The 24,764-nt window shown below is 49.4% G+C and carries 22 protein-coding genes; 8 read left to right on the forward strand and 14 right to left on the reverse strand.

Annotated elements, in window-relative coordinates:
• Positions 1-48 precede the first annotated feature (48 nt).
• The gene (locus FN037_RS10560; protein ID WP_142502169.1) at positions 49-1,494 is read left to right on the forward strand and encodes an inositol monophosphatase family protein; all 1,446 of its coding nucleotides are present in this window, start codon (positions 49-51) and stop codon (positions 1,492-1,494) included.
• Positions 1,484-2,524, forward strand: a complete 1,041-nt coding sequence (locus FN037_RS10565; RefSeq protein WP_142502170.1) for a substrate-binding domain-containing protein — start codon at positions 1,484-1,486, stop codon at positions 2,522-2,524. Before FN037_RS10560 ends, FN037_RS10565 begins: the two co-directional genes overlap by 11 nt.
• A 91-nt stretch (positions 2,525-2,615) precedes the next feature.
• Here FN037_RS10565 and FN037_RS10570 read toward each other — a convergent pair whose 3' ends face one another.
• On the reverse strand, positions 2,616-3,068 hold the full coding sequence (locus tag FN037_RS10570) for a hypothetical protein (protein ID WP_142502171.1): 453 nt from the start codon (positions 3,066-3,068) through the stop codon (positions 2,616-2,618).
• Between the two features lie 1,641 nt (positions 3,069-4,709).
• On the opposite strand from FN037_RS10570, the gene ssuE reads away from it, so the two are divergent.
• From ssuE to ssuB, 5 genes are read left to right on the forward strand one after another with little or no spacing between them, the layout of a single operon-like run.
• A complete protein-coding gene (gene ssuE / locus FN037_RS10575; RefSeq protein WP_138361740.1) occupies positions 4,710-5,267 on the forward strand; it encodes an NADPH-dependent FMN reductase in 558 nt (185 codons plus the stop codon).
• A gap of 13 nt (positions 5,268-5,280) precedes the next feature.
• On the forward strand, positions 5,281-6,240 hold the full coding sequence (locus tag FN037_RS10580) for a sulfonate ABC transporter substrate-binding protein (protein ID WP_142502172.1): 960 nt from the start codon (positions 5,281-5,283) through the stop codon (positions 6,238-6,240).
• Between the two features lie 18 nt (positions 6,241-6,258).
• Positions 6,259-7,404, forward strand: coding sequence for an FMNH2-dependent alkanesulfonate monooxygenase (gene ssuD, locus FN037_RS10585; RefSeq protein WP_142502173.1), 1,146 nt, complete (start codon positions 6,259-6,261; stop codon positions 7,402-7,404).
• A gap of 14 nt (positions 7,405-7,418) precedes the next feature.
• Positions 7,419-8,198 (forward strand): aliphatic sulfonate ABC transporter permease SsuC, encoded by a 780-nt coding sequence (gene ssuC / locus FN037_RS10590; RefSeq protein WP_138361737.1) that lies wholly within the window; start codon positions 7,419-7,421, stop codon positions 8,196-8,198.
• Positions 8,195-8,995, forward strand: coding sequence for an aliphatic sulfonates ABC transporter ATP-binding protein (gene ssuB / locus FN037_RS10595; RefSeq protein ID WP_142502174.1), 801 nt, complete (start codon positions 8,195-8,197; stop codon positions 8,993-8,995). Before ssuC ends, ssuB begins: the two co-directional genes overlap by 4 nt.
• Positions 8,996-9,051: 56 nt before the next feature.
• Here the strand turns inward: ssuB and cbl are convergent, their stop codons facing one another.
• The 5 genes from cbl to argT form a co-directional block, all read right to left on the reverse strand.
• Positions 9,052-10,005, reverse strand: coding sequence for an HTH-type transcriptional regulator Cbl (gene cbl, locus FN037_RS10600; RefSeq protein WP_138361735.1), 954 nt, complete (start codon positions 10,003-10,005; stop codon positions 9,052-9,054).
• A 1,197-nt stretch (positions 10,006-11,202) separates the two neighbouring features.
• On the reverse strand, positions 11,203-11,988 hold the full coding sequence (gene hisP, locus FN037_RS10610) for a histidine ABC transporter ATP-binding protein HisP (protein ID WP_142502176.1): 786 nt from the start codon (positions 11,986-11,988) through the stop codon (positions 11,203-11,205).
• Between the two features lie 4 nt (positions 11,989-11,992).
• Positions 11,993-12,700, reverse strand: coding sequence for an ABC transporter permease (locus tag FN037_RS10615; RefSeq protein WP_142502177.1), 708 nt, complete (start codon positions 12,698-12,700; stop codon positions 11,993-11,995).
• Positions 12,697-13,383, reverse strand: coding sequence for a histidine ABC transporter permease HisQ (gene hisQ / locus FN037_RS10620; RefSeq protein ID WP_142502178.1), 687 nt, complete (start codon positions 13,381-13,383; stop codon positions 12,697-12,699). Before hisQ ends, FN037_RS10615 begins: the two co-directional genes overlap by 4 nt.
• A gap of 60 nt (positions 13,384-13,443) precedes the next feature.
• Positions 13,444-14,223 (reverse strand): lysine/arginine/ornithine ABC transporter substrate-binding protein ArgT, encoded by a 780-nt coding sequence (gene argT, locus FN037_RS10625; protein ID WP_142502179.1) that lies wholly within the window; start codon positions 14,221-14,223, stop codon positions 13,444-13,446.
• Between the two features lie 365 nt (positions 14,224-14,588).
• Here argT and FN037_RS10630 point away from each other — a divergent pair, with 365 nt between their 5' ends.
• Complete coding sequence (locus FN037_RS10630; protein WP_142502180.1) at positions 14,589-15,764, forward strand: cystathionine gamma-synthase family protein; 1,176 nt, start codon at positions 14,589-14,591, stop codon at positions 15,762-15,764.
• 24 nt (positions 15,765-15,788) lie between these two features.
• Here FN037_RS10630 and FN037_RS10635 read toward each other — a convergent pair whose 3' ends face one another.
• From FN037_RS10635 to FN037_RS10670, 8 genes are all read right to left on the reverse strand, one after another.
• Positions 15,789-16,277 (reverse strand): Lrp/AsnC family transcriptional regulator, encoded by a 489-nt coding sequence (locus tag FN037_RS10635; protein ID WP_142502181.1) that lies wholly within the window; start codon positions 16,275-16,277, stop codon positions 15,789-15,791.
• 688 nt (positions 16,278-16,965) lie between these two features.
• A complete protein-coding gene (locus tag FN037_RS10640; protein WP_142502182.1) occupies positions 16,966-17,910 on the reverse strand; it encodes a DMT family transporter in 945 nt (314 codons plus the stop codon).
• A 433-nt stretch (positions 17,911-18,343) separates the two neighbouring features.
• Positions 18,344-19,519 (reverse strand): cystathionine gamma-synthase family protein, encoded by a 1,176-nt coding sequence (locus FN037_RS10645; RefSeq protein ID WP_142502183.1) that lies wholly within the window; start codon positions 19,517-19,519, stop codon positions 18,344-18,346.
• A gap of 158 nt (positions 19,520-19,677) precedes the next feature.
• Entirely contained in the window at positions 19,678-20,760 is a 1,083-nt protein-coding gene (locus FN037_RS10650; protein ID WP_142502184.1) for a DUF2817 domain-containing protein, read from the reverse strand.
• Between the two features lie 26 nt (positions 20,761-20,786).
• Positions 20,787-21,833: an ABC transporter ATP-binding protein gene (locus FN037_RS10655; protein ID WP_142502185.1), complete on the reverse strand. Its 1,047-nt coding sequence runs from the start codon at positions 21,831-21,833 to the stop codon at positions 20,787-20,789.
• 9 nt (positions 21,834-21,842) lie between these two features.
• Positions 21,843-22,655: an ABC transporter permease gene (locus tag FN037_RS10660; protein ID WP_142502186.1), complete on the reverse strand. Its 813-nt coding sequence runs from the start codon at positions 22,653-22,655 to the stop codon at positions 21,843-21,845.
• On the reverse strand, positions 22,655-23,536 hold the full coding sequence (locus FN037_RS10665; protein WP_142502187.1) for an ABC transporter permease: 882 nt from the start codon (positions 23,534-23,536) through the stop codon (positions 22,655-22,657). The genes FN037_RS10660 and FN037_RS10665 overlap by 1 nt, the downstream gene beginning before the upstream one ends.
• A gap of 40 nt (positions 23,537-23,576) precedes the next feature.
• On the reverse strand, positions 23,577-24,755 hold the full coding sequence (locus FN037_RS10670) for a M24 family metallopeptidase (RefSeq protein WP_142502188.1): 1,179 nt from the start codon (positions 24,753-24,755) through the stop codon (positions 23,577-23,579).
• Positions 24,756-24,764 lie beyond the last annotated feature (9 nt).

Genomic DNA, 24,764 nt, shown 5'->3' on the forward strand with positions numbered 1-24,764 from the left:
ACGGCGACAAAACAAAATATCTTTCATTCAGAACAGGCGGCACATACCTTGACCACTATCGATATTGAACAGCATGAAACGGCGCTCAAACGCATTATTGTCGCCGCCGGGGATACCGCCCTGCGCTTCTTCCTCTCCCGCAAAGCGGGCGAATATGCGCTTAAAGGCCCTCAGGATTTTCTGACCGAGGCCGATACGTTCGTTGAAGGCGAGGTTGTCGGCGCGATTCGCGAGGCTTTTCCGGACGATCTGATTCTCGGCGAAGAGAGCGCCAGCCAGCCCGCCAGCGCGGAGAGCCTGTGGGTGGTGGACCCGATTGACGGTACCGCCAACTTTGCCCGCGGCATTGCCCATTTTTGCGTCTGCATCGCCTGGGTGTGTCGCGGCGTCACCGAACTGGGGGCAATTTATAACCCGGTAAGCCAGGAACTTTATCTGGCGCGTCGCGGCCGCTACGCGCTAAAAAATGGCCAGCCTCTGCGCTGTACCGCGATTACCGACCCGCAGCGCGCCGCCGTGGAACTGGGGTGGTCGGCGCGTCACAGCCAGCGCCGCTACCTGGACGTCATGGCGTCCCTCCTCACGCTGGGCGCCAGCGTACGCCGCGGCGGCTCCGGGGCGCTGGCGCTGGCCTGGGTGGCGGAAGGCCGTACCGACGGATATATCGAGATGCATATGAACGCCTGGGATTGCCTGGCCGGACTGTTGCTGGTGCGTGAAGCGGGCGGGCGGACCGGCATCATACCCAATAGCGCCGAAGGTATCTTCAATGGCTTGCCGGTACTGGCCGTCGCGCCGGGCATCGCCGTCGCGCTGGCTCGCGCATCGGGCATTCCGCTGGCGCTCGATGCGCAGTCCTCCACCTCCGCTGCCGCGCAACCGCCGGGCGTGCGCTATCCTCGCCCGGCAATCAGTCTGATAGAGGAAGATTTTCCCGGCTGGGGGATGAATATTTACATCGGCGATTCCTGCGGGGTGAGCGATACAGCGTTGCTGGCGGAACATGATATCGGCATCGTCATTAACTGCGCGGTCAACCTTGATATTGACTGGGTGATCCTGCCGGAAGCGGCCACTGCGGCGCATCTGCTTTGCCACGGCGCAGGGCCGGTGCGCTACTATAAGCTGGGGCTTGTTGATGGTGAGGGCAACGCGCCGGAGATGCTGCATGCGGGCTATCACCTGATGCGCTCGGCGCTGCTGCAACAGATCCCGAACAAAGCCTCCTACCGCAATCGTAAACGGGGCAACATCCTCGTCAACTGCCGCGGCGGTCGCAGCCGTTCCGTGGCGCTTGTCGCGCTGTTTATGCACCTGGAGTGCCCGGAACGCTTCCCGACTCTCGACGACGCCATCGCCCGGGTCCGCGACCGGCGTCAGCTCCATCCCGATGAATGGTTTGAAACGCCGAAACCGTCGCTGACTCGCCTGGCCGAACATGCCGTTATGCGCGAACGGGCAATTGCCGCCGTGGAGCAAGGCCATGAGCAATAACGCGCAGAACAACAATCCCGGCTTCGCCAGCGCCAGCGAGGTGGCGCGCCTGGCGGGCGTTTCCCGCTCGGCGGTGTCGCGCACCTTTACCCCGGGGAGAAGCGTTTCCGCCGAAACCCGACGCAAAGTGCTTGCTGCCGCAGAGGCGCTGAATTATCACGTCAACCACCTGGCGCGCGGCCTTTCCAAAGAAGCCAGCCGCCCGGTCTGTATTCTTGGCGGCAACCTGTCATCGCCTTATCAGTCCCGCCTGCTTGAGCACCTGACCCGCCGCCTGCACAAAGCCGGACGGGCGGTTATGGTGATTAACACCGATGACGGTGAAGCGAATGTCAGGGCGGCATTGCAGCAGACGCTGAACTATCGTTCGACCGCCACTATCGTGCTGTCGGGTAAACCGCCGGCGTCTCTGATTGAACAGTGCCTGCAAAGCGGACAGCAGGTGATCCTGATCAACCGCCAGGGGGAGTTTCCCAACGCAGAGAATATCGATATCGATTACAGCGCGACAATGAACGCGGCATTTGACCATCTGGTTGCCGCGGGATGCCGGAATCTGGCCATCGTCTCTTCCGCCGCCCGTTCACCAAGTATGGTGATCCGTGAAACCCGCTTTCTGGCGGCCGCCGCCGCAGCCAATACCGATGTGGCGCTTATCCGCCCCGGCAGCGCCAGCTACCAGACCGGCGTGCTCGCCGCACGGGAACTGTTAAACCAGAATACGCCTCCCGACGGTATATTCTGCGTCACCGACCTTATCGCCTGCGGCTTTATTGATGCCGCTCGTTACGAATTTAGCCTTCGCATTCCGCAAGATCTCTGTGTGATCGGCTTCGATGATATTGAGCAGGCCAGCTGGCTGGGCTACCAGCTCACCACCTTCTCGCAGCCGCTGGCGGAGATGGCGGAAGCCGCATGTGAACGGATTCTCTCTCCCTGCGCGGACGCAGCGGGCAGCCAGTTGTTTGATGCGCGTCTGGTAAGACGCGGCACGCTGCGCCCGGCGGTAAATACGAAGGAGATGGTTTGAAATAGACGCCGGGCGGAAATATAGATTGCCTCCGTTTCGGCGACGACCACAACGGGCACGTTTTTTTGCGACCAGGCCCGCTGGAATACCATCAATGGGATGCCCTGTTCTCACTCTCAGGCAGGTAAATATTTTGAATATTCAGATGGTGCGACAGCTCGCGGAGAATGATCAGGTAGCTGATAAAATGCGGGTCATCCGGGAATGCCTCCTCCCGCCACGGACTGCCGGAAACCACATCGGCAACTCTGTTGAACAGATCTTCAATATCGCCCTGGGTCAGGGGATTAAGCTCACCCGCAATCCGCGAAATCGCTTTCAGATAATCGTCAGAACAGCGGAATGTCCCGGCAACGGCGTGTAACCCGGTCTCAGCCTGAATACAGTCTTCGATGGTTGCGATCGCCATCTCGACATCATAAGGCGAAGGGATCCTGTGACGGAAAAACCGCCCGGCCACGGAGGCATACCCGACTGGCAGGGAAATGGCTGGCGACGAGAATGTCACCTGGTCCGGGTGAATCGACAAAAATGCATTATTCATTGCTATCCTTCCTGAAGAAACTCGCTCGCTGTAACCGTATAGCGTAAATCCAGAGACCAGGCGTCGTCCAGCCTGATGCGTGCCGATTTGCGCCAACCGAAAGCCATATTGCCGACGCCACCCGTCGTAATGCTGGTCAGTTGCGTTTATGGCTGGCTGAGCGGTTCTGTCAATCGGTGGTTTAAACGAAAATCTGATTCAGTTGATTCGCTTACTGAGCTGATACAGGCTGAAATATAAAGGATATAACCTTTTTATAATTTTCAGCCTCTGAAAAGCCCCTGACGAATAACGGACTCACCGCATGGGGGTTGGGCGCATCAAGGAAACCTGGCGGGAACGCAGGCGCGCATCCAGGACTGGCCGCCAGGACGGCGACCAGAGGGCGGGTCGAGACAGGGACGTCGAGTCCCGCCCGGTCCGCCAGATGAAGCCGGAGTGGAGCGGACCGCGGAGCGGCAGGTTTTCAGCGCCATGCCGGGGGTGCAGGGGGACGGGCGAAACGTCCCCCTGCCCGTTCACACGCTGCGGAGATAACGAATATCCTCGTACTGACGGTGAACGGAACAACCCACTGAACCAGAATATGAGGCCCCAGAGCAGCGCCACCGGAGGATAACAGGCCGGGTTTCGCTACCATGCCCGCATTCCTGTCAGGTGGCGGCTGACGCCTTACCTGACCTGGAAAACCATAAATACAGGCCCTGCGCCACGGGTTCCGTTCACCGTAATCCCGCAGAAAATGAACTACCGTCGCCCGTGAACGGGTAAAGGGGGAGAAAACCGTCCCCCCCTTTACAATCCCCGCGGTCCCGCAAAGAAACCGGTGCTGCGCACTGCGCTCACCTCCCGGCCCTCAGCCTGCGGTCGGCTCAACTCGGCGTCATGCCTCGATTCGCCTCTGGCCGCCATCCCTGGCGTCCAGCCCTTGTCTTCGGGTCTCCGGTTCGCCGGTTTCAGCGGGCACCAGGGCATCGCTGTGGGTTTTGTGGTTTCAGCAGCGTATTCGTCGCTGCTTAAAGAAACAGTTTTTTATCACTTTCAGCGGTCAGGCAGTTGCAGGTTTACTGCGGGCTCACCGCCGGGGGGGTTGGGCGCATCAAGGAAACCTGGCGGGAACGCAGGCGCGCATCCAGGACTGGCCGCCAGGACGGCGGCCAGAGGGCGGGTCGAGACAGGGACGTCGAGTCCCGCCCGGTCCGCCAGATGAAGCCGGAGTGGAGCGCACCGCGCAGCGGCAGGTTTTCAGCGCAATGCCGGGGGTGCAGGGGGACGGGCGAAACGTCCCCCTGCCCGTTCACACGCTGTGGATATAACGAATATCCGCGAATTTATAGTGAACGGAACTGACCACGGAATCTGAATGGGTGAAAACGGCGTCATGCTCGCCAGAACCACCGATAATGCGATTACGACAGGCAAATAAAACAAAAGACAACACCAATAATTTGCTTAAGTGAACGGCATTGCGCCACCCGTCGCGGTTTCCGCGAAATTCCCCGCAGCACCTCAGCGAGGTTATCTGATTATTCACTTTTTATTTCACAATAATTTATTTCCTCTGCGCTCACTCTCCTGCCAGACTTCGAAACATGTTATTAACACTTCAAAAACAATAACCAAAGGTTATAAGGAGTTGCTATGCGCGTGTTAACGCTGGGCGGAAGTCCACGCTACCCTTCCCGAACGGCTGCTTTATTAAGCCATGCCGGGAAATGGCTGAAAGAACAAAACATTGAAGTCCTTCCCTGGCACATCAGCAATCTGCCGCCGGAAGATCTGTTTAACGCCCGCGTTGACAGCCCGGCGTTAAACACATTTAACCGACAACTGGAAAGCGCCGATGGCTTGATTATCGCAACGCCGATTTATAAAGCCTCATTCAGCGGCGTACTGAAAGCCTTGTTAGACCTTTTACCTGAGCGCGCGCTGGCACACAAAGTGGTGTTGCCCTTTGCGACCGGCGGCTCTCTCGCCCATATGCTGGCGCTGGATTACAGCCTTAAACCCGTGCTCAATGCGCTGAAAGCCCAGGAGATCCTCCAGGGGGTGTTCGCCGATGACAGCCAGATCGCTCACTATGAACGAACCCCGCTGTTCACGCCTGCGCTGGAACAACGACTGGATGACGCGCTGAACACTTTCACCCAGGCGCTGGAACGTCGTCAGACTGTTACACCGCTGCGTCAGAGCGCATAACAAGGAGCCACCGATGTCATTATGGAATCATCGCGTTATCACCGGACTGTTACTGGCAGGCGCGCTGGGCTTTACCGCGTTGTCGCAGGCCGCAGACGCCCCGTCACAATTGCGCGTTGGCTATCAGAAAGGTTCTGTGGCGCTGGTACTGGCCAAAAGCCAGCACCTGCTGGAAAAACGTTTTCCTCATACCCGCATCACCTGGAACGAATTTCCTGCGGGGCCGCAAATGCTCGAAGCGTTGAATGTTGGCAGCATTGATATCGCCAGCACCGGCGAAGTACCGCCCATTTTTGCTCAGGCGGCAGGAACCGATTTGGTTTATATCGGCGAGGAACCGCCTAAACCAAAGGCCGAAGTGATTCTGGTGGCGAAAAATAGTCCGATAAAAACGGTTGCTGAGCTGAAGGGCCGTAAGGTGGCTTTTCAGAAAGGTTCCAGCGCCCATAATCTCCTCCTGCTTCTGCTGCAAAAGGCGGGGCTGAAATTCACTGACATTCATCCCATCTATCTGACTCCGGCAGATGCCCGCGCGGCATTCCAGCAAGGCGATGTCGATGCGTGGGCGATCTGGGATCCCTACTACTCTGCCGCATTGCTACAGGGCGGCGCGCAGGTGCTGGCCGATGGCAGCAGCATAACCCGCGCGGGCTCGTTCTATCTGGCTTCACGCGACTATGCCACCCGGCATGGTCCGTTTTTACAGCAGGTCCTGCAGGTTCTGACCCAGGCAGATGCGCTGACCCGCAGTCAGCGTGAGCAAAGCATTGATCTGCTGTCTCAATCCCTGGGCCTGCCAAAGGCGGTCATCGCCAGTTATCTCGATCACCGTCCGATCACCGTCATTAAGCCGGTGGAGGATTCTACGCTGAAAGCCCAGCAAAAAACGGCCGACCTGTTCTATCAAAACCACCTGATCCCTAAAGCTGTGGATGTTTCCAGTCTGATCTGGCATTTCCACGCTGCGCAATAGGAAATAGAGGCAAACACAATGAGTCTGAACATTTTTTGGTTTCTTCCCACACATGGCGATGGCCGTTATCTTGGCAGCGACGCGTCCGCACGCACGGTGGACCACAGCTATTTGCAACAGATTGCGCAAGCCGCGGATCGGATTGGTTTTGGCGGCGTGTTAATCCCGACGGGCAGTTCCTGTGAAGACGCCTGGCTAGTGGCGTCGTCGCTGATTCCCGTGACCCGTCGACTGCGCTTTCTGGTTGCGCTGCGTCCGGGCGTTGTTTCACCGACGCTGGCCGCACGTCAGGCCGCCACCCTGGATCGACTCTCTAACGGTCGCGCGTTATTCAATCTGGTGACCGGCGGCAATCCGGAAGAATTAGCTGGCGAAGGTCTGTTTCTTGATCACGCGGAGCGTTACCAGGCCTCGGCAGAATTTACGCACGTCTGGCGGCGGCTGTTATCCGGCGAGAAAGTGGATTTTGCCGGTAAACATGTGCAGGTCAAAGGCGCTCAACTCCTTTTTCCACCTGTACAACGACCGCACCCGCCACTCTACTTTGGCGGTTCCTCCGACGAAGCTCAGGACCTGGCGGCAGAACAGGTGGATTTATATCTGACCTGGGGGGAACCGGTCCCTGAGGTGAGAGAAAAACTGGAACAGGTACGCGCCAAAGCGGCGGCTCAGGGACGGAAGATTCGTTTCGGGATTCGTCTACATGTCATTGTGCGTGAAACCAATGAGGAAGCCTGGCAAGCCGCAGAACAGCTGATCTCCCGGCTGGATGATGACACCATTGCGAAAGCGCAGGAAGCGCTGGCGCGCTTTGACTCGGTGGGGCAGCGGCGTATGGCGCAACTGCATGGCGGTAAGCGGGACAAGCTGGAAATCAGCCCCAACCTGTGGGCCGGTATCGGACTGGTTCGCGGCGGCGCGGGTACCGCGCTGGTCGGTGACCCGCAGACTGTCGCAGAGCGGATTAAAGAATATGCCGCTCTCGGTATAGACACCTTCGTGCTCTCCGGGTATCCGCACCTGGAAGAGGCATATCGGGTAGGAGAACTGCTGTTTCCCCTGCTCGATGTGGCGGTACCGGCTATTCCTCAACCATTCTCGCAAAGCGCGCAGGGTGAAATTGTCGGCAACAGTTTCGCGCCACTGAAAGCCGCGCAAAGTTAAGAGGCAAAACCGTGATGAAGAAGATACTGCACCGGCTGATCCCCTGGCTACTGCCGCTAACGCTAATTGCCCTGTGGCAAATCGCATCGCAGGCTGGCTGGTTGTCAACCCGTATTCTCCCTGCTCCTGATGCCGTCGCTGCAACGTTCTGGCGGCTCACGGTTGACGGCGAGCTGTGGCAAAACCTCTCCATCAGCACCTGGCGTGCGTTGACCGGTTTTGCCATCGGCGGATCCATCGGTCTGGGGCTGGGATTGATGACGGGCCTGTCACGCATCGGCGAACGCGTGCTCGACACCTCGGTGCAAATGCTGCGTAACGTTCCTCATCTGGCGCTGATCCCGCTGGTGATTCTGTGGTTCGGGATTGATGAAAGCGCCAAAATCTTCCTGGTGGCGCTGGGTAGCCTGTTTCCGGTCTATCTGAATACGTTTCACGGCATCCGTAACCTCGACCGCGGTCTGTTAGAGATGGCCCGCAGCTACGGGCTTTCGGGATTTAGTCTCTTCTGGCAGGTGATACTTCCCGGCGCGCTGCCGTCGATTATGGTCGGGGTCCGTTTTTCTTTGGGGCTGATGTGGCTGACATTAATCGTTGCGGAAACTATCTCAGCCAACGCCGGTATTGGCTACCTGGCGATGAACGCCCGTGAGTTCCTGCAAACCGATGTGGTGGTGGTCGCCATCATCCTTTACGCCCTGCTGGGCAAGCTGGCGGACACCGTGGCGCAACTTCTGGAGCGCGTCTGGCTACGCTGGCATCCTGCTTATCAACCTTCGGAGGAACCGGCATGATACATTCCGATTCGCCTTCTCCTGCCCGCCTGAACAGCGGTCTCCCCCTGCATCTCAATAACGTGAGCAAATATTACGGCGAACGCGTCATTCTTGACGCACTGCAATTACACATTCCCGCCGGTCAGTTTGTCGCCGTGGTTGGCCGCAGCGGCTGTGGCAAGAGCACGCTGTTACGCCTGCTGGCCGGATTAGAGTCCGTTTCCAGCGGCGCGCTACGGGCTGGCGCCTCGTCGCTCGAAAACGCGCGCCAGGATATTCGCCTGATGTTTCAGGATGACCGCTTACTGCCCTGGAAACGGGTAATGGATAATGTCGGGCTCGGATTAAAAGGCGACTGGCACAGCCCGGCGCGCCAGGTGTTGTCGGCGGTTGGACTGGCATCTCGTGCGGGTGAGTGGCCCGCCGCGCTATCAGGCGGCCAGAAACAGAGAGTCGCGCTAGCCCGTGCGTTGATCCATAATCCCGGCCTGCTGCTACTCGACGAACCGTTAGGCGCGCTGGACGCGCTGACCCGTATCGAAATGCAGAGTCTCATTGAATCGTTATGGCAAGAGCAGGGATTCACCGTATTGCTGGTGACGCATGATGTTGCCGAAGCGGTCACGATGGCCGATCGGGTGCTGCTAATAGAAGAGGGTAAAGTCGGTCTCGATGTGACGATAGACTTGCCTCGCCCGCGTCGTCGCGGTTCTGCAAGGCTGGCAGAACTGGAGGCGCAAGTGCTCGATCGAATCCTGACCCCCTCCCCCAGCGAAGTGTTTTCCCGGGCGCGGGCCGTAAAAACGGCGCGATAATCCTCCACAATTGCGTGGCGCAAGCCGCCACGCTTTTCACGGAGGTCAGTAGAAAATCATATTTGATAGTCAATAACGCTGTGCGGATTTTCCGCGAAGATCTGCGTCTTAATCTCTTCCAGCGTCAGTTCCGGGTTGCATAACTGGATAAACTTCCAGGTATAGTTACGCTGTAACTGACCGCGTTTTAGCCCCACCCAGACGGTATTCGCTTCGAAAAGATGTTCAGCGTTTAACTTAACCAGGCCGCGATCGCGCGCCGGATCATACGACATATCCGCCACGATACCTACGCCCAGCCCCTGCTCCACATAGGTTTTGATTACATCCGAATCCTGCGCGCTGATAGAGATTTGCGGCATAAGCCCCACGGCAGTGAACGCCCGGTCAATACGGGAACGCCCGGTGATACCTTGTCGATAGGTGATTAAGGGACAGGCATTGAGCTTATCCAGCGTGATGAGAGGTTCCTGTTCCAGCGCGTGCCCTTCGGGGACAAGGATCGCATGGTGCCAGTGATAATAAGGAAAGGCGGTCAGGGAATCTGCATTCCGTAGCTTTTCAGTCGCAATACCGATATCCGCCTCGCCGGTTTCCAGCATGGCGACAATTTCATCCGGCGAGCCCTGGTTAAGCGCCAGACGAACCTTGGGATAGAGTTCACGGAACGCCTTAATAACGGACGGCAGACTATAACGCGCCTGCGTATGCGTGGTCGCAATCACCAGTTGCCCGCTGTCGTTGTTACTGAATACGTTGGCCAGTCGACGTATATGGCTAGCGTCATTAAGAATACGTTCCGCCATAATCAATAGTTCTTTACCGGGATCGGTCATCCCCAGTAAACGTTTCCCCCGGCGAACGAAAATCTCAATGCCCAGTTCATCTTCCAGCTCGCGTATATGGCGGCTGACGCCTGACTGCGAGGTGTATAGCGTATTCGCAACCTCTGTCAGATTAAAATTGCACCGTACGGATTCGCGTATGATACGTAATTGCTGGAAATTCACATTCAACCCCATCGTGATCGCTGTCGTTAACTCTATTGATACAAAGCAATCTTATTCCCGACAAATAAAAAAAATCACTCACATATATCAAAAACATATAAATAGGGGGGGTAACCAGGTTCCGGAGGCAAGCAAAAATCAACGGAACCGATGTAAAAGCACGCTCAGGCAAACCGACCGATGTGTCTCAAATCGCCCGGCGATCACGCCAGGAAGCCGCCAAAGACGTATGCGTATGGTAAGTACTTTCGCCCTTCGCACGGCAGCTAACACACCTGTAACATGAAGTATAGCCGGTATACTTCATGATAATAATCATATGGGAATCGGCACAGAAAAACATTGCAATTGATATTCTTACTGATAAATTGGTATTGCAGCGTAGATTATCGCTGCAATATATAGACTCTAAATAATTCAAATAGCATGACAAAACGGATAATCGTTTTGAACAGCGCTTGCGCTGGCTCCGAAGGCGTGAGGCTAAAGGCCGAATCAGGCGGTAAAAAAGTAAATATCCAGAAGTATCGATAGCGATGTCGTTGGGGTAAATAAGCACAGCCAACACACATGCAACTTGAAGTACGACGAGTATGAAACATATGAAACAAGCTGACTCACATACGTTCCCATGTAGAAACCATTGACTTAACAATGCAAAAAACATACCGGGAGAATATCATGAATGTGCCATCTTACATAAAACTGACGACGTCGACACAAACCTCAAACTACGTGCTGCCGATCCTACTCGAAATTGATAATCAGAATCTCATTTCTGCCAGAAGAATTTTTAAAAAAAGTTACTCAGGTGACGAGAAAAGCGTAAATGACATGATTGAAGTGGAAATTCAGATACAAAGGGAAACCGATTTCTTAATCTCAGTATCGAATTTTTTTTACAAATGGCTTCACGTTCATAATCAGCATACAATACACACATCAGAGCATCTTTTTACAAAAAAAGAACTCACCGAACAGAATATTTTCAAATTGCTCACAAATTCCAGTGACATTTATATCGATTGATCCCCTTTTACGCAATCAGACGGAATTCAATTTGATGTTCTCCCGTCTAAAAATATAACTCCGAATAAAATTATCCGGAGTTATAGGGTATAGCCAGGTTCATAATGTGCATTCTGTATTTTCGATTAATCGCCGAAATACGGCACATTTAGCTGTACTCATCTATGGTTATTTTAATGCCCCACTTAAGAATTGTTGCAACCTTTGACTTTTGGGTGCATTAAATAGTTGCTCAGGAGGGCCCTGTTCCTCTATTTTCCCCTGATGCAGAAAAATCACATGGTTAGAGATATGTCTTGCAAATCCCATTTCATGCGTCACGACCACCATCGTTTTCCCTTCTTCTGCAAGGCTTTGCATAATTTTTAACACCTCACCAACCAGTTCAGGGTCAAGGGCCGAGGTCGGTTCATCAAATAACAAAACATCAGGTTCCATTGCCAGAGCTCTGGCAATGGATACCCTCTGTTGTTGACCGCCAGAAAGATGAGCAGGATATTTATTTTGTGCCCGTTCATCTATACCAACTTTGGCTAAATAATAAAGCGCTCGTTCTCTCGCATTTTCTTTCGATAATCCCAGAACATGTACAGGCGCTTCCATGACATTTTCTATTATTGTCATGTGCCCCCATAAATTAAAATGCTGAAATACCATCGTTAACTTAGTTCTCAGCGTCTGTAGTTGTTTTTTATCAGCAACTTTAAGCTGGCCATCTTTATCTCTGACCAAAGAGATATTTTTATTATTAATAAAAATACTTCCTTCACTTGGTTTTTCAAGAAAATTAATACAGCGTAAGAAAGTGCTTTTACCTGAGCCCGAAGACCCAATGATACTAATGACATCACCGGCTTTGGCCTCAAGAGAAACGCCTTTTAAAACCTGATGATCTCCGTATGTCTTATGTAATTCAATAACTTTAAGTTTAATATCATCATTTATACCAGTCATAAAATCACGCCCCTTTAATATGACAAAGAAGTTTCTTTTCTGTTTTTTTGAATAGAGTAATTAATACATAAGAAATACATAGATATAAAACAGCAGCAATGCCAAATGCTAAAAAAGGTTGATATGTTTGGGCATTAATATCCCGGGTTATTTTTAATAAATCAGGAACAGTGGCTGTGAATGCCAGGGCAGTAGAATGTAACATAAGAATCACTTCATTACTGTATGCTGGTAATGCAATTCTGAAAGCGGCTGGCAATATAATACGAACATACATTTTCACCCGACTAAAACCATAGGCCTTAGCCGCTTCTATATCGCCATACGGCACAGCGCGAATAGCGCCAGCAAATATTTCTGTCGTATATGCGCACGTGTTTAATGCAAATGCAAGCACACAACAATTTAATCCGCTACGAAAAAAATCACTTAATATTGCGTTTTCTTTAACAAACCCCAGAGTATAAAAACCAGTATAGAACACAAGTAACTGAACATACAGCGGAGTGCCACGAAAGACATAAGTAAAAAACCAGATCGGCATTGCAATAAATTTATTCTTCGATACCCGTCCTATTGCCAAAAATATTGCCAATACCCCACCAATAATCACCGAAGAAATCAATAACCACAGGGTCATTGCTACACCAGTGATCTGATAACCATCGGTCCATAAAAGCGACTTCCAATACTCCGAAATAATCTCAGTCATAATTCAGCACTCTTGACACCAGCGCTATAGTGTCTTTCAAGATAGTAAAGCACGCCGTTCGATACCGTCGTAAAAAGGAGATAAAATGCGCCACAAACAAGCGCAAAGTAAAAGGGTTGCCATGTACTTTTACCTGCCAGTTGCGTCGCCTTTACCACATCCTCCAACCCCAACAGAGAAACCAGTGCGGTAGCCTTAAGAATCACCTGCCAGTTATTACCAATACCAGGAAGTGCAAATCGCATCATCGCCGGGAAAAGAATACGGCGAAACGTTTTCATCGTAGAGAAGCCATAAGCCTGTGCCGCTTCTAACATTCCATAGGGTACCGATAAATACGCACCTCTGAATGTTTCGGTAAAATAAGCTCCATATATAAAACCAAGAGTTAAGATACCGGCGATCATTGGATCGATTTGTATATCAGAAAACCCCATCACCTCCATAACACTATTTAACGATATTTGTAGCCCATAAAATATGAGCAGCATAAGCACCAGGTCAGGTACGCCTCGGATGACGGTAGTATATGAATTCGCGAAAACATGCAGAAATTTATGGCCAGACAACTTTGCAGCAGCGCCAACCAATCCAATAATTACAGCAATCACAACTGACGCTATTGCAAGTTCAAGAGACACTAACACACCATGAAAAATCACGGATGAAAAGCCATATAACATATCAAACACCCTGTTTTATAAACAATTAGCCTGTTAAAACATTTAACAGGCATTTAATTGTCACTCACCGTATATGTTAAAATCGAAATATTTTTTTGCTAATTTGTCATATGTTCCATCTTTCCGCATATCGCCGATTGCTTTATTAAATGCAGCTTTGAGTTCGTCATTCCCCTTTCTGAGACCGATGCCCGTTCCCACACCAAAATATTTGATACTACGTACAGTTGGACCAGCGAACGAAAAATCTTTACCCGCTGGCTGCTTCAGGAAACCGACCCCGCCGGCAACTTCATCCTGAAACGTCGCATCCAAACGACCAGCTTCAAGGTCCGAATAGATCTGATCCTGCCCCGGATATGACACGATATCTACACCGTTAGGCCGCCATTCAGCATCCGCATAGGTTTCCTGAATTGAACCTTGCTGAACACCAATATGTTTACCTTTCAGGGTTGCCAGATCAGGTGTAATTGGCGAACCCTTTTTGGCAATCAGCCTGGAATCCGCAGCATATAACTTATCGGAAAAGTCTATCTCTTTTTCCCGTTTTTCAGTAATAGACAGGGAAGAGATAATTGCGTCAATTTTTTTCGCTTTTAATGACGGGATCAGAGAGTCAAAATCTGAAGCAATCCACGTACATTTAATGTTGATTCGCTTACAAATTTCGTTACCCAGATCGATATCAAAACCGACTAACTGACCCTTGTTATTTTTGGTGGAAAATGGTGCATAGGTTGGATCCGACCCTATCCGCAAAGTTTTAGGAAGTTCCGCGTAAACACTGCATGTCGTCATGTAAGCCAAAAGCGCTAAGGCAATATGTTTTTTTTTCATGCTATCTCCGTTCGAAGTAAAGTTTTTAATTAGAAATTATTTTCACGGTATCAACAGTGGTCATAATGCATTTACTGTGCCAACCCCTGTCTCTTTTAAGCACGTATACCAAATATGATAGCCCGAGGGGAATACCTATTGATTTCTCTGGTTCCACCTTGCATTACTCATCAGCTTTATTGCAAAGAGAGTCTATAGGCACAAAAAATAAATGCATTTATTTGGTGCACAAACACCCACATAACGCACCAAAATAGTGCTAATGTTTAATAAATGTTCTCCTTTTCACCCCTTGACTTTATTTTTTAAACACCGATGATATGACTGATTGTTATATTTTATTGAGATTCAAGCTGGAGATATATATGTCTGAGTATAGTTCAGGAACGCAGTCAGTCTGGGCCGGAGAAGAGCATCTTTTTGATGAAGGCGCAATATGTTCTCCCATTTATCACTCCGTCGCATTCGGTTACGATAATATGGATGACTGGTTTGATGTCGCTCTGGGGAAAAAAGAAGGGCACATCTATTCCAGAAACACTAACCCGACCGTGCATATTCTTGAAGAAAAAATGCGCATCCTGGATGGCGGTGAAGCGGCCACCAGTTTTTCAACCGGCATGGCGGCAATCAGCAACACTTTATTTGCCCTTCTTGCCCCTGGTGATAACGTTGTCGCTATAAAAGACACATATGGTGGCTCTAACAAACTGTTTATTGAATTTTTACCCAGACAAAATGTTAATGTCTCTCTCTGCGACACTACCGATTTTGATCTTATCGAGCGCGAGATCCGTAAGGGATGCAAGGTCGTTTATCTTGAAACGCCGACCAACCCGACCCTAAAAATTGTTGATATTAAACGGCTTGCCCGAACGGCACATGATGCCGGCGCGGTTGTCGTTGTGGATAATACATTTTCCACGCCGGTAAACCAGAAGCCGCTGTCGCTTGGCGCCGATCTGGTGGTTTACAGCGCAACAAAATTCCTTAATGGTCACTCCGATGTTATGGGCGGAATAGTGGTGGGTTCAGCTGAACTTGTTAAGCAAATCTATCATTACCGGGAAATCACCGGCGCTTCGCTTCATGCGCAGTCTGCGTATATGATCCTGCGGGGGCTGAAAACATTAGAGCTAAGAATTCAACGGCATAACGAAAACGCGATGCGTATTGCTCACTATCTTGCCGCGCATGAAAAAATAGATAAGGTATTTTATCCGGGCCTTGAAAGCCATCCGGGACATGATATTGCCAAAGAGCAGATGAAGGGCTTTGGCGGCATGCTCAGCTTTACCCTGAAAGGTGGCTTTGACAACGTTGTGATCCTGCTTGAGAACCTGAAGCTTGCGCATAAAGCGGCCAGCCTGGGCTCCGTCGGCACTCTGGTGGGCCCACCTAAAACCACCAGTCACGTTGAACTCTCCGCTGAGGAACGGCAGGCTGCCGGTATCCCGGAGAGTATGATCCGCTACTCCGCGGGTATTGAAAATGCAGAAGACCTCATTCGCGACCTTGAGCAGGCGCTAGCTAAAATATAGTTAACCAGGCTCCAGCTCTGTGACTCATTTATCACGTAGGTGAGTCACAGGCAGCGCGGTGGTATATTTAACCTGGTTTAAAGCAAAGCTCGAACGAATGTTAGCCACCCCAGGTATCTGGGTAAGGCAATCCATCACAAACGACTGATATTTAATCAAATCCTCAATTACTACCCGCAATAAAAAATCGGCCTCACCGGTCATCAGGTAGCACTCCATGACTTCAGGCTTGGTGCTGATTGCATTGGTAAACATATCAAGCGTATCTTTATCCTGCCGCTCTAACGTGACATGAACGAAAACATTCACCGCCAGTCCCAGCTTTAATGGATCCGCCAGTACCACGGCCCCTCTAATAACGCCCTGAGACTTCAGGTCAGCCACTCTCCGCCAGCATGGTGATGTAGAAATTCCCACTCGTTCTGCCAGTTCTGCATGGCTTATTTCTGAATCTGTTTGCAAAAGCTCAAGCAGTTTGAGAGTCACTTCATCAAAAGTTACTTTTCCGGTCAATTTTTTCTCCAACTGTAGCTTTCAAGGTTTTTTTTACCGATCATGACCTGTTTTTTAACAAAAACAGGCCTGATTTTTGGATATAAAAACAATACAATTGTTATGTTGTCAAGTCATTAATGACGCCCGCAGACTACGATTCGTCACGCACGATTTATGCACTATAAACAATGTATTAACCCCGGAGGGTATATTTGACTGATATTTATCAACAGGAGAAGCATAGAAAATGGTAACTTACGTATACGCCCATAATACTGCAGCCGGTCTGAGCAGCAGATTTATTTATCTGTCTTAATCATTCATTATCAACAGACGATATTATAGCGTCTTTGTTTTGCTTGAAAGAAGTGTGTATTATTTGCTGGCATATTCCTGCCTGATTTTTTACAGCTGTAGTGCACCAATATGGTTCAACCGCACACCTTCTTTGTTTGTTAGTTGCACCATTATGTATTTTTCTTCATCCATTCTATCGCTGGTCTCTATTTTATGACTACGCTTAAGAAGAGAGATTATTTCCGTCAGCAATAACATATTCTTGATTATCTTATTCTCTCCTGTCAGTAAATTGTGACCACCTGAAGTTATTCAGTGCGGAAAAGACGAGTCTGGTTTATAAATCTGTATCCATGACAAATGTTTTACTTTAGCCCGACAACTCGCATTATTTGGTACACTACAGTTATCAAGAATTTTTCCGCGGACGTAATGCAACCGTGATAACGCTACACAAAATAAGGGCTAAACCAGTAAAAAATGCATTTGACATGCTGTTGCCAAACAAAATCATTGAAAAGACAATGCCTACCAGCGGTACTCCCGAAGTGAAAGTTGACATTTCAAACGGTGAAATTTTTCTCCCATACTCGGCGGAGATCACAAAGCAGACGGAAGTGGCTATCGGGCCGATAAAAAAGAGCAAGCCGAATAAATGTAAAGTCAGTGGTATCGATAACGGACTTCCCTCAAAATAATATGCACTCCCCCCCAGAGGAATACAGGCAATCAGCATTTGCCAGGGCGCCAACGCCAGCGGACTTGAACGCCAGTGATGATGACGTATATGCAGAATAACAAAAGACCAGCAGATTGAGGCAATCAGCAACAGCCCGCTTCCCCAAAGGACGCCAGGAGCCTGCCAGTCCATTTCGGACGGGGAACAAATAAGCATAATACCGGACAAACCAAGCAATAAAGCTATAAGCTGAATTTTGGTCGGCGCTTGCCGTAAAAACAGCCATCCCATCAATATGGCCCACAGTGGCGTCGTATATGCCAGTAAAACAGCCCGACTGGTATCAGTATGTACCATCGCGATCATTCCTAACCCGGTGAAGGCCATCATCTGTAGTCCCCCCATACTCAGGATAATCGGCCAGTCTTGTTTCAACGGAAGGCGCAATTTACCGCGTAAGGCGAGGAATAAAAACAGGCAAACTGCTGCTGAACCAAATCGAATAGCCGCCAGCCAAAGTGGCGGAACAATCGATAACGCCATCTTCGTCAACGGCCAGCTCAGGCCCCACAGCACAACCATTACCGTCAGCCACAGGTAAGTTATTATCGCGCGGTTATCACCGCGTGAAGCGAACGAATGTTCATCTATCGGAGCATCATTTGTGTTCATCATTAACCTGAATGTTTGCCAGTAATACAGGTTATGTTATTGTGTTTTTCGCTAAAAATCAGACCTATTTATGTATAGAATAAGCAGGATTAAGGTATTTTATACCTTGAATTAGGGTCATAACGAAAAAAATAACCAGCACACTGTATACAATAAAATCGATTCGCATATTCCTGAACTTCAGCGTAATGACGCTGATCTCGCCGCGGTTCAGGCTATCACGACTAAATTTTACTGTAGGGGGGATCTGGCGAGTGAACGGGGGTGTTATAAACGAAGTTGCTCGCATTTTAGACCGTTACCGTGCCGGGCGAAGAGAGGCAGTAACATAACGACAAATCCGCCAGCAGCGGATTTGTCCAGCGAGGTTCCCGGACTACGGTGAGAATATAACAGGCGCTGAGTACTTGAGGTAACGACCAGGAGATAGCTCAGACTAGATCCGGGCTAACGCCTGCTCAAGGTCGCGAATGAGGTCTTCTGCATTTTCAATACCTGCGGAGTAGCGGATCATACTCTCCGGGATACCGGCAGCCTGCCGTTCCTCAGCGGAGAGTTCAACGTGACTGGTGGTTTTAGGTGGGCCCACCAGAGTGCCGACGGAGCCCAGGCTGGCCGCTTTATGCGCAAGCTTCAGGTTCTCAAGCAGGATCACAACGTTGTCAAAGCCACCTTTCAGGGTAAAGCTGAACATGCCGCCAAAGCCCTTCATCTGCTCTTTGGCAATATCATGTCCCGGATGGCTTTCAAGGCCCGGATAAAATACCTTATCTATTTTTTCATGCGCGGCAAGATAGTGAGCAATACGCATCGCGTTTTCGTTATGCCGTTGAATTCTTAGCTCTAATGTTTTCAGCCCCCGCAGGATCATATACGCAGACTGCGCATGAAGCGAAGCGCCGGTGATTTCCCGGTAATGATAGATTTGCTTAACAAGTTCAGCTGAACCCACCACTATTCCGCCCATAACATCGGAGTGACCATTAAGGAATTTTGTTGCGCTGTAAACCACCAGATCGGCGCCAAGCGACAGCGGCTTCTGGTTTACCGGCGTGGAAAATGTATTATCCACAACGACAACCGCGCCGGCATCATGTGCCGTTCGGGCAAGCCGTTTAATATCAACAATTTTTAGGGTCGGGTTGGTCGGCGTTTCAAGATAAACGACCTTGCATCCCTTACGGATCTCGCGCTCGATAAGATCAAAATCGGTAGTGTCGCAGAGAGAGACATTAACATTTTGTCTGGGTAAAAATTCAATAAACAGTTTGTTAGAGCCACCATATGTGTCTTTTATAGCGACAACGTTATCACCAGGGGCAAGAAGGGCAAATAAAGTGTTGCTGATTGCCGCCATGCCGGTTGAAAAACTGGTGGCCGCTTCACCGCCATCCAGGATGCGCATTTTCTCTTCAAGAATATGCACGGTCGGGTTAGTGTTTCGGGAATAGATGTGCCCTTCTTTTTTCCCCAGAGCGACATCAAACCAGTCATCCATATTATCGTAACCGAATGCGACGGAGTGATAAATGGGAGAACATATTGCGCCTTCATCAAAAAGATGCTCTTCTCCGGCCCAGACTGACTGCGTTCCTGCACAGTAATCAGACATAAAAATGTATCCTCATATAACGCTAACAAAAATACGTCGATGCCAGAATGACATCGTAACAAACCGCTGTATAACAGACTCCACGCCTGTCAGAGGTTGAATGATAGCACCGGGGAGGTCATAACCACCCGATATCCGGAGCTTTGCTGCTAAAAGTGCTATTCCGCCAGGCAAAGAGAGGAAACAGCCTGTGCATGAATCTGATTGCAACGAAAAATTACCATTTCCTGCCAGTCATCTAATTCAGGATAATATTGATGACGCGTCGCGCTGCGGATAAGTCGCCCTCTCTCTGAATCCGCTTCTTCTGGTTTATAAGTAAATAACCAGTGATCATTTCGCAACACTTCCCGGCTTTTTTCCTGATCATAGGTACCGAATTCCAGACACACATAGGTATGACGATCGCCCAGTATTCTTTGCCAGAATTCATCCTGCGTACCGATTATATGAACGGAGGAAGATGTTCCCAGTTCCGGCGAGGTTACCGAAGGACCAAAAATTTTTAATGCGCGCTGATAACCTTTCATTCCCGAAGGCGTTTCACACTGCAATTCACCATAACCATACGGACCTAATCCAGTATGGTAATCAATAATGACCACCTGTTTCCGCGCATCTATCTGATAATCAGCAACAATCTTTTCAAGGCATTGCCTCGATTCCGAAGGAGCCCGGCCGCCATAAAACATCCCCGTCGCATGGGTATATTGCCCGCGTTTGCGCGCACTCTGGAAAACGTGTTCACCAAACTGCTGACGAAACCGCTTAATGTGGGATTCGGCATCTGCTAAACCTGCAGGTGAAATATCCGGAGGTATCAGGTAATTCGCTAACTGGCGATATTCATCGTTCTCCGGTATCGGCTGGGTAAAATCGAGAAAATTACGGTTGAGATCGCATCCTTCCGCGGTAACTCGCCGATCCCAGGCAAACCCATAAGGATTGAGCGCATGAATTAACAAGATACCAATGGACTTTTTCGCAGAATCAGCCAACGGTGAGTGCAGGAACGCCAGTTGAGCAGCCGAACCACAATATCCTTCTACACCATGTGTACCAGATACCAGTACCATTAAATTATCCGCATCTTTGGGGCCAAGATAGCTAATATCAGTGTAAAGCGGTTGTCCCTGTGGACCGGTAAACTGTGATCGTAATGAAGTAGCTGTCGTTGCAGAAAGAAATTTTTGCCGGGCTGTAAAATAATCAGTAGAAAAAAACTGTTTTACGTTATTCATTAAACTTTACCCTTAAACATGCCGAGTTATGCAGCAGGCAGAAAAGTAATGCGTTCAGAATCGAATGCAATAAATATCCGGGTTCCTGAATCATAAATTTTTTCCGTGCCGACATGGCTATTCATCAGCAATTCAAGATCACCCACTTTTATTTTTAGCCGATATGTATGCCCCAGATAAACGCTCTCCAGTACCTCAGCGGCAAAACAATTTTCACTATATGACGCTTCACACAGCTTAATCGTTTCCGGGCGGATCACGGCGGTAACATTTCCCCGGGGTTTCTCGAATGGCAGAGAAATTTCTGTCGAAAGATGCAGACGTGAATTATCGACATAAGCACTGACAAGATTGCATGAACCAATAAACTCCGCCACAAACTGTGTTTTAGGAGCACCATAAATTTCCCATGGTGTGCCAACCTGTTCAACCACCCCTTTGCTCATTACTACAATGCGATCGGCTACGCTAAGCGCTTCTTCCTGATCGTGAGTGACAAATAAAGTGGTAATGTTTACTCGCTTGATAAGCTGACGCATATCAGACCTAAGACGATTACGCAACTGGGCATCAAGATTAGAAAAAGGTTCATCCAGCAATAATACATCCGGCCGGACGGCTAATGCTCTGGCTAGTGCTACGCGCTGCTGCTGACCACCTGATAGCGCTTTCGGATAGCGGTGCGCTAACGCCTGCAATTCAACCAGTTGTAACATCTCTGCCACACGCTGGCGCTTGTCCTTTTTACGCATTTTCTGGTTATCCAGCCCGAATGCGATATTTTGCTCAACGGTCATATGTGGAAATAACCCATATGCCTGGAAAACCATCCCTGTATTACGCCGATAAGATGGCGCATTTGTCACATCATTGTCAGAAATTAACACCTGCCCGGCCGATGGTTTTACAAAACCAGCAACCATACGCAATGTGGTGGTTTTACCACAGCCAGAAGGTCCCAGCAGACATACAATCTCGCCCTGCCTGAGGTCCAGAGAAAAATTATCCACCGCCACATGGTCTGAATAGGTCTTTCGAATATTCTTAAGCGATACTACTGACATTGAATTCATACAATACCTTTATCTCCCTACGATCTGACTGACGCCAACAACTTTTTCAATGATTAGAATCACCGCCAAAGTAATAGCAATCACAATAGCTGAGACAGCCGCAACTGTTGGGTCATAGCTGCTTTCGACATAAGAAAAAATCTGTACCGGCAACGTAACGCTATCCGAACTTGCTAAAAAAACTGAGAGTGTGACATTGCCAAATGAGGTGACAAAAGCAAATACGCTAGCGGCGATAATAGCGGGACGTAACAAAGGAATGGTCACTCTGCACATAACCCGTAAAGGAGCTGTCCCCAAATTAAGCGCTGCCTCCTCAAGCGTTTTGTTTAACAACCCCAACCCAGTGAGCAATGTTCTGACAACATAGGGCAACATAATCAGCACATGTCCAAGCAACAATCCCGTAAACGTCTGACTAATGCCCAGCCAGGATAAAAACTGTAAAAGAGCCAGTCCCAGCACCACCATCGGGATAATTACCGGTGACAGTAGTAGAGATGAAAACAGAGACCGCCCAGTGAAACTGAAACGATCTAATACAAAAGCACTACTTAAACCCAATAGCAAAGAGAGTAAAGTAGCAAAAAAAGCCAGATAAGCACTTGTCCACATTGCATCAATAAACTGATCATCAGCTAATGCCCGCATGTACCATTTTAGCGAAAAACCATCCGGAGGAAATTGCAGCATAGTCCCTGACGTAAAAGAAGCGCCAATAACAATGACTGCAGGCGTTAGCATCATAATATATACAAAACCACGGACCACGAGCCCTCCGTAATTTAATATATAATCACTCAAATCCAGTTTTGAATTCATCAGGATCTCCTCGCGAACATCATTTTAACTATATTGAGCGATATAAGAAAAATTACAGTAATAATTAACAACATAATTGACATTGCCGCACCTGATGACCAGTCGAACAACACGACAATTTTCTCGTAGATCACCGCACCTATCATTTGCACCCGGCTACCACCAATAAGGCGCGGGGTAATAAATGCAGAAATCGTTAGAATGAAAACCAACAGCATACCAGTAGCAATACCTGGTGCCGCCATAGGCAATATCACTCGGCGAAACGTTGTTAGTCTGTTAGCGCCAAGATTTGCCGATGCCTCCTCAAGAACATGATCAATCTGCGAAACAACCCCCATGACGGATAAAATCATAAAAGGTAAGAATTGTTGAACCAGAACAAATGTCACTGAGCCTGGATTAAATATCATCTGTAGAGGAATATCAATAATACCCAATGTCATTAAAGTTTTATTAATAATCCCCGAACTACCTAATACAACTAACCAACCAAAGACCACCACAACCAGGCTTAATGTTAGCGGTAGAACAACTGCAATTAATTTCCAACGGCGTTTTTCAACTGGTAACCTGGCAAGGGAGTAACCGACCGGAAATCCTATCACGGCACAGATTAGCGCAACGGCCACACCCATTATTAACGTTTCAAACACTACCGACATAAAATAACTATCGGAAAATAGATTACTAAAGAATACTCCAGTTATAGCCTGATGCACAGAATCAGATGTATTACTTACGAGACTGAGCTTTACCAGGCCAGTAAATGGTAATATTAACATAACAAGTAAAAACGTGACTGTTGGGCATAACAATATAGCCAGCCAGTATTTTTCTCGCCCTGTAGGTATCAGCGTAGATTGCGAACTTATCTTCATATATTAATAGCGGCCCGTTGATAAATTTTACAGATACCCTCTATGGATTAACAATCAATTGTCGGGCAAACCGCGTCAATGGCTCATGGCCATTTTCTGTCACCAGAAAAGACTGAGTAATAACAATACCCGTTGCGTCCAACCATAATCCTGACATGCAATGAAAAGCCATACCTGCTTTTAACAGTGTTAGGTCACCCGCGCGTAAACTGGCCGTACGTTCGCCCCAGGTTGGTGGAAAACCAATACCAATGGAATAACCCAGGCGGGCCTCTTTCTCAAAGCCATATTTTGCGATTGCTCCACGCCAGACACCTTCTACGTCCGCACAGGTTAGGCCTGGCTTGATGGCCTCCATGGTAGCCGTCAGTCCGGAAACCACCGCCTCAGCAAGATAAAGATACGTTTTTGGCGGCTTGCCAATGTAGATAGTTCGCGAGATCGGGCAATGATAATGGAGTCGTGAACCGGCAATTTCGATATTAACCGGCGAATTATTATTTAACGGTGCATCAGTCCACAGACCATGTGGCGTACGTACTCGTTGCGCTGCGCAAAAATGTGGAGGGCTGGTGGTATAAACACCACCAAAACTGGAAGTGCCTTGTATCTGAGAACGATAGATCTCACCGACCACATCACATTCTCTGACTCCTGCCGCAGCTTTAGCGACTGCCGCACTCATCGCGGCATCCGCTATCTGACCAGCCTGACGCATATACTCCTGCTCGGCGGGACTCTTTATTAACCTGACACGATTAACAAGCAGTTCTGCATCGATAAACTCAACCTCAGGCAGATGCTTCACAAGCTCAGCATGAATGCGCGCGCTATAATAGTAAGCTCCCATCTCAACACCGATAACACCTTTGTCAAACCCTCTTTCTTTCAACAAAGAAACTATTGGTTCTACGGGATGTGAATCAATAGATTGCACAAATCTGTCAGGATAAGTGCAGATATTCTCTTGTCGCAGATAAGTCGTATCTTGTGCGGATGCTGCATCCATGAATCTGCCGATCCAGACGGGTTGATCAAGATCGAGTGTGACAACAACAAATAGCGGGGTATAAAAAGCCCATGCATCGAACCCCGTTAAATAAAAAATATTAGCCGGATCTGATAATAAAAGCGTATCAATTCCTCTGGCTTGCATTTCCACTTTTGTTGCAGCAACCCGCGTCTGATATTCAGATTCGGTAAAATAAAGCGCTGGCATGATATTCTC

It is taken from the genome of Klebsiella sp. 2680, assembly GCF_900198535.1.
GTDB lineage: Bacteria > Pseudomonadota > Gammaproteobacteria > Enterobacterales > Enterobacteriaceae > Klebsiella > Klebsiella indica.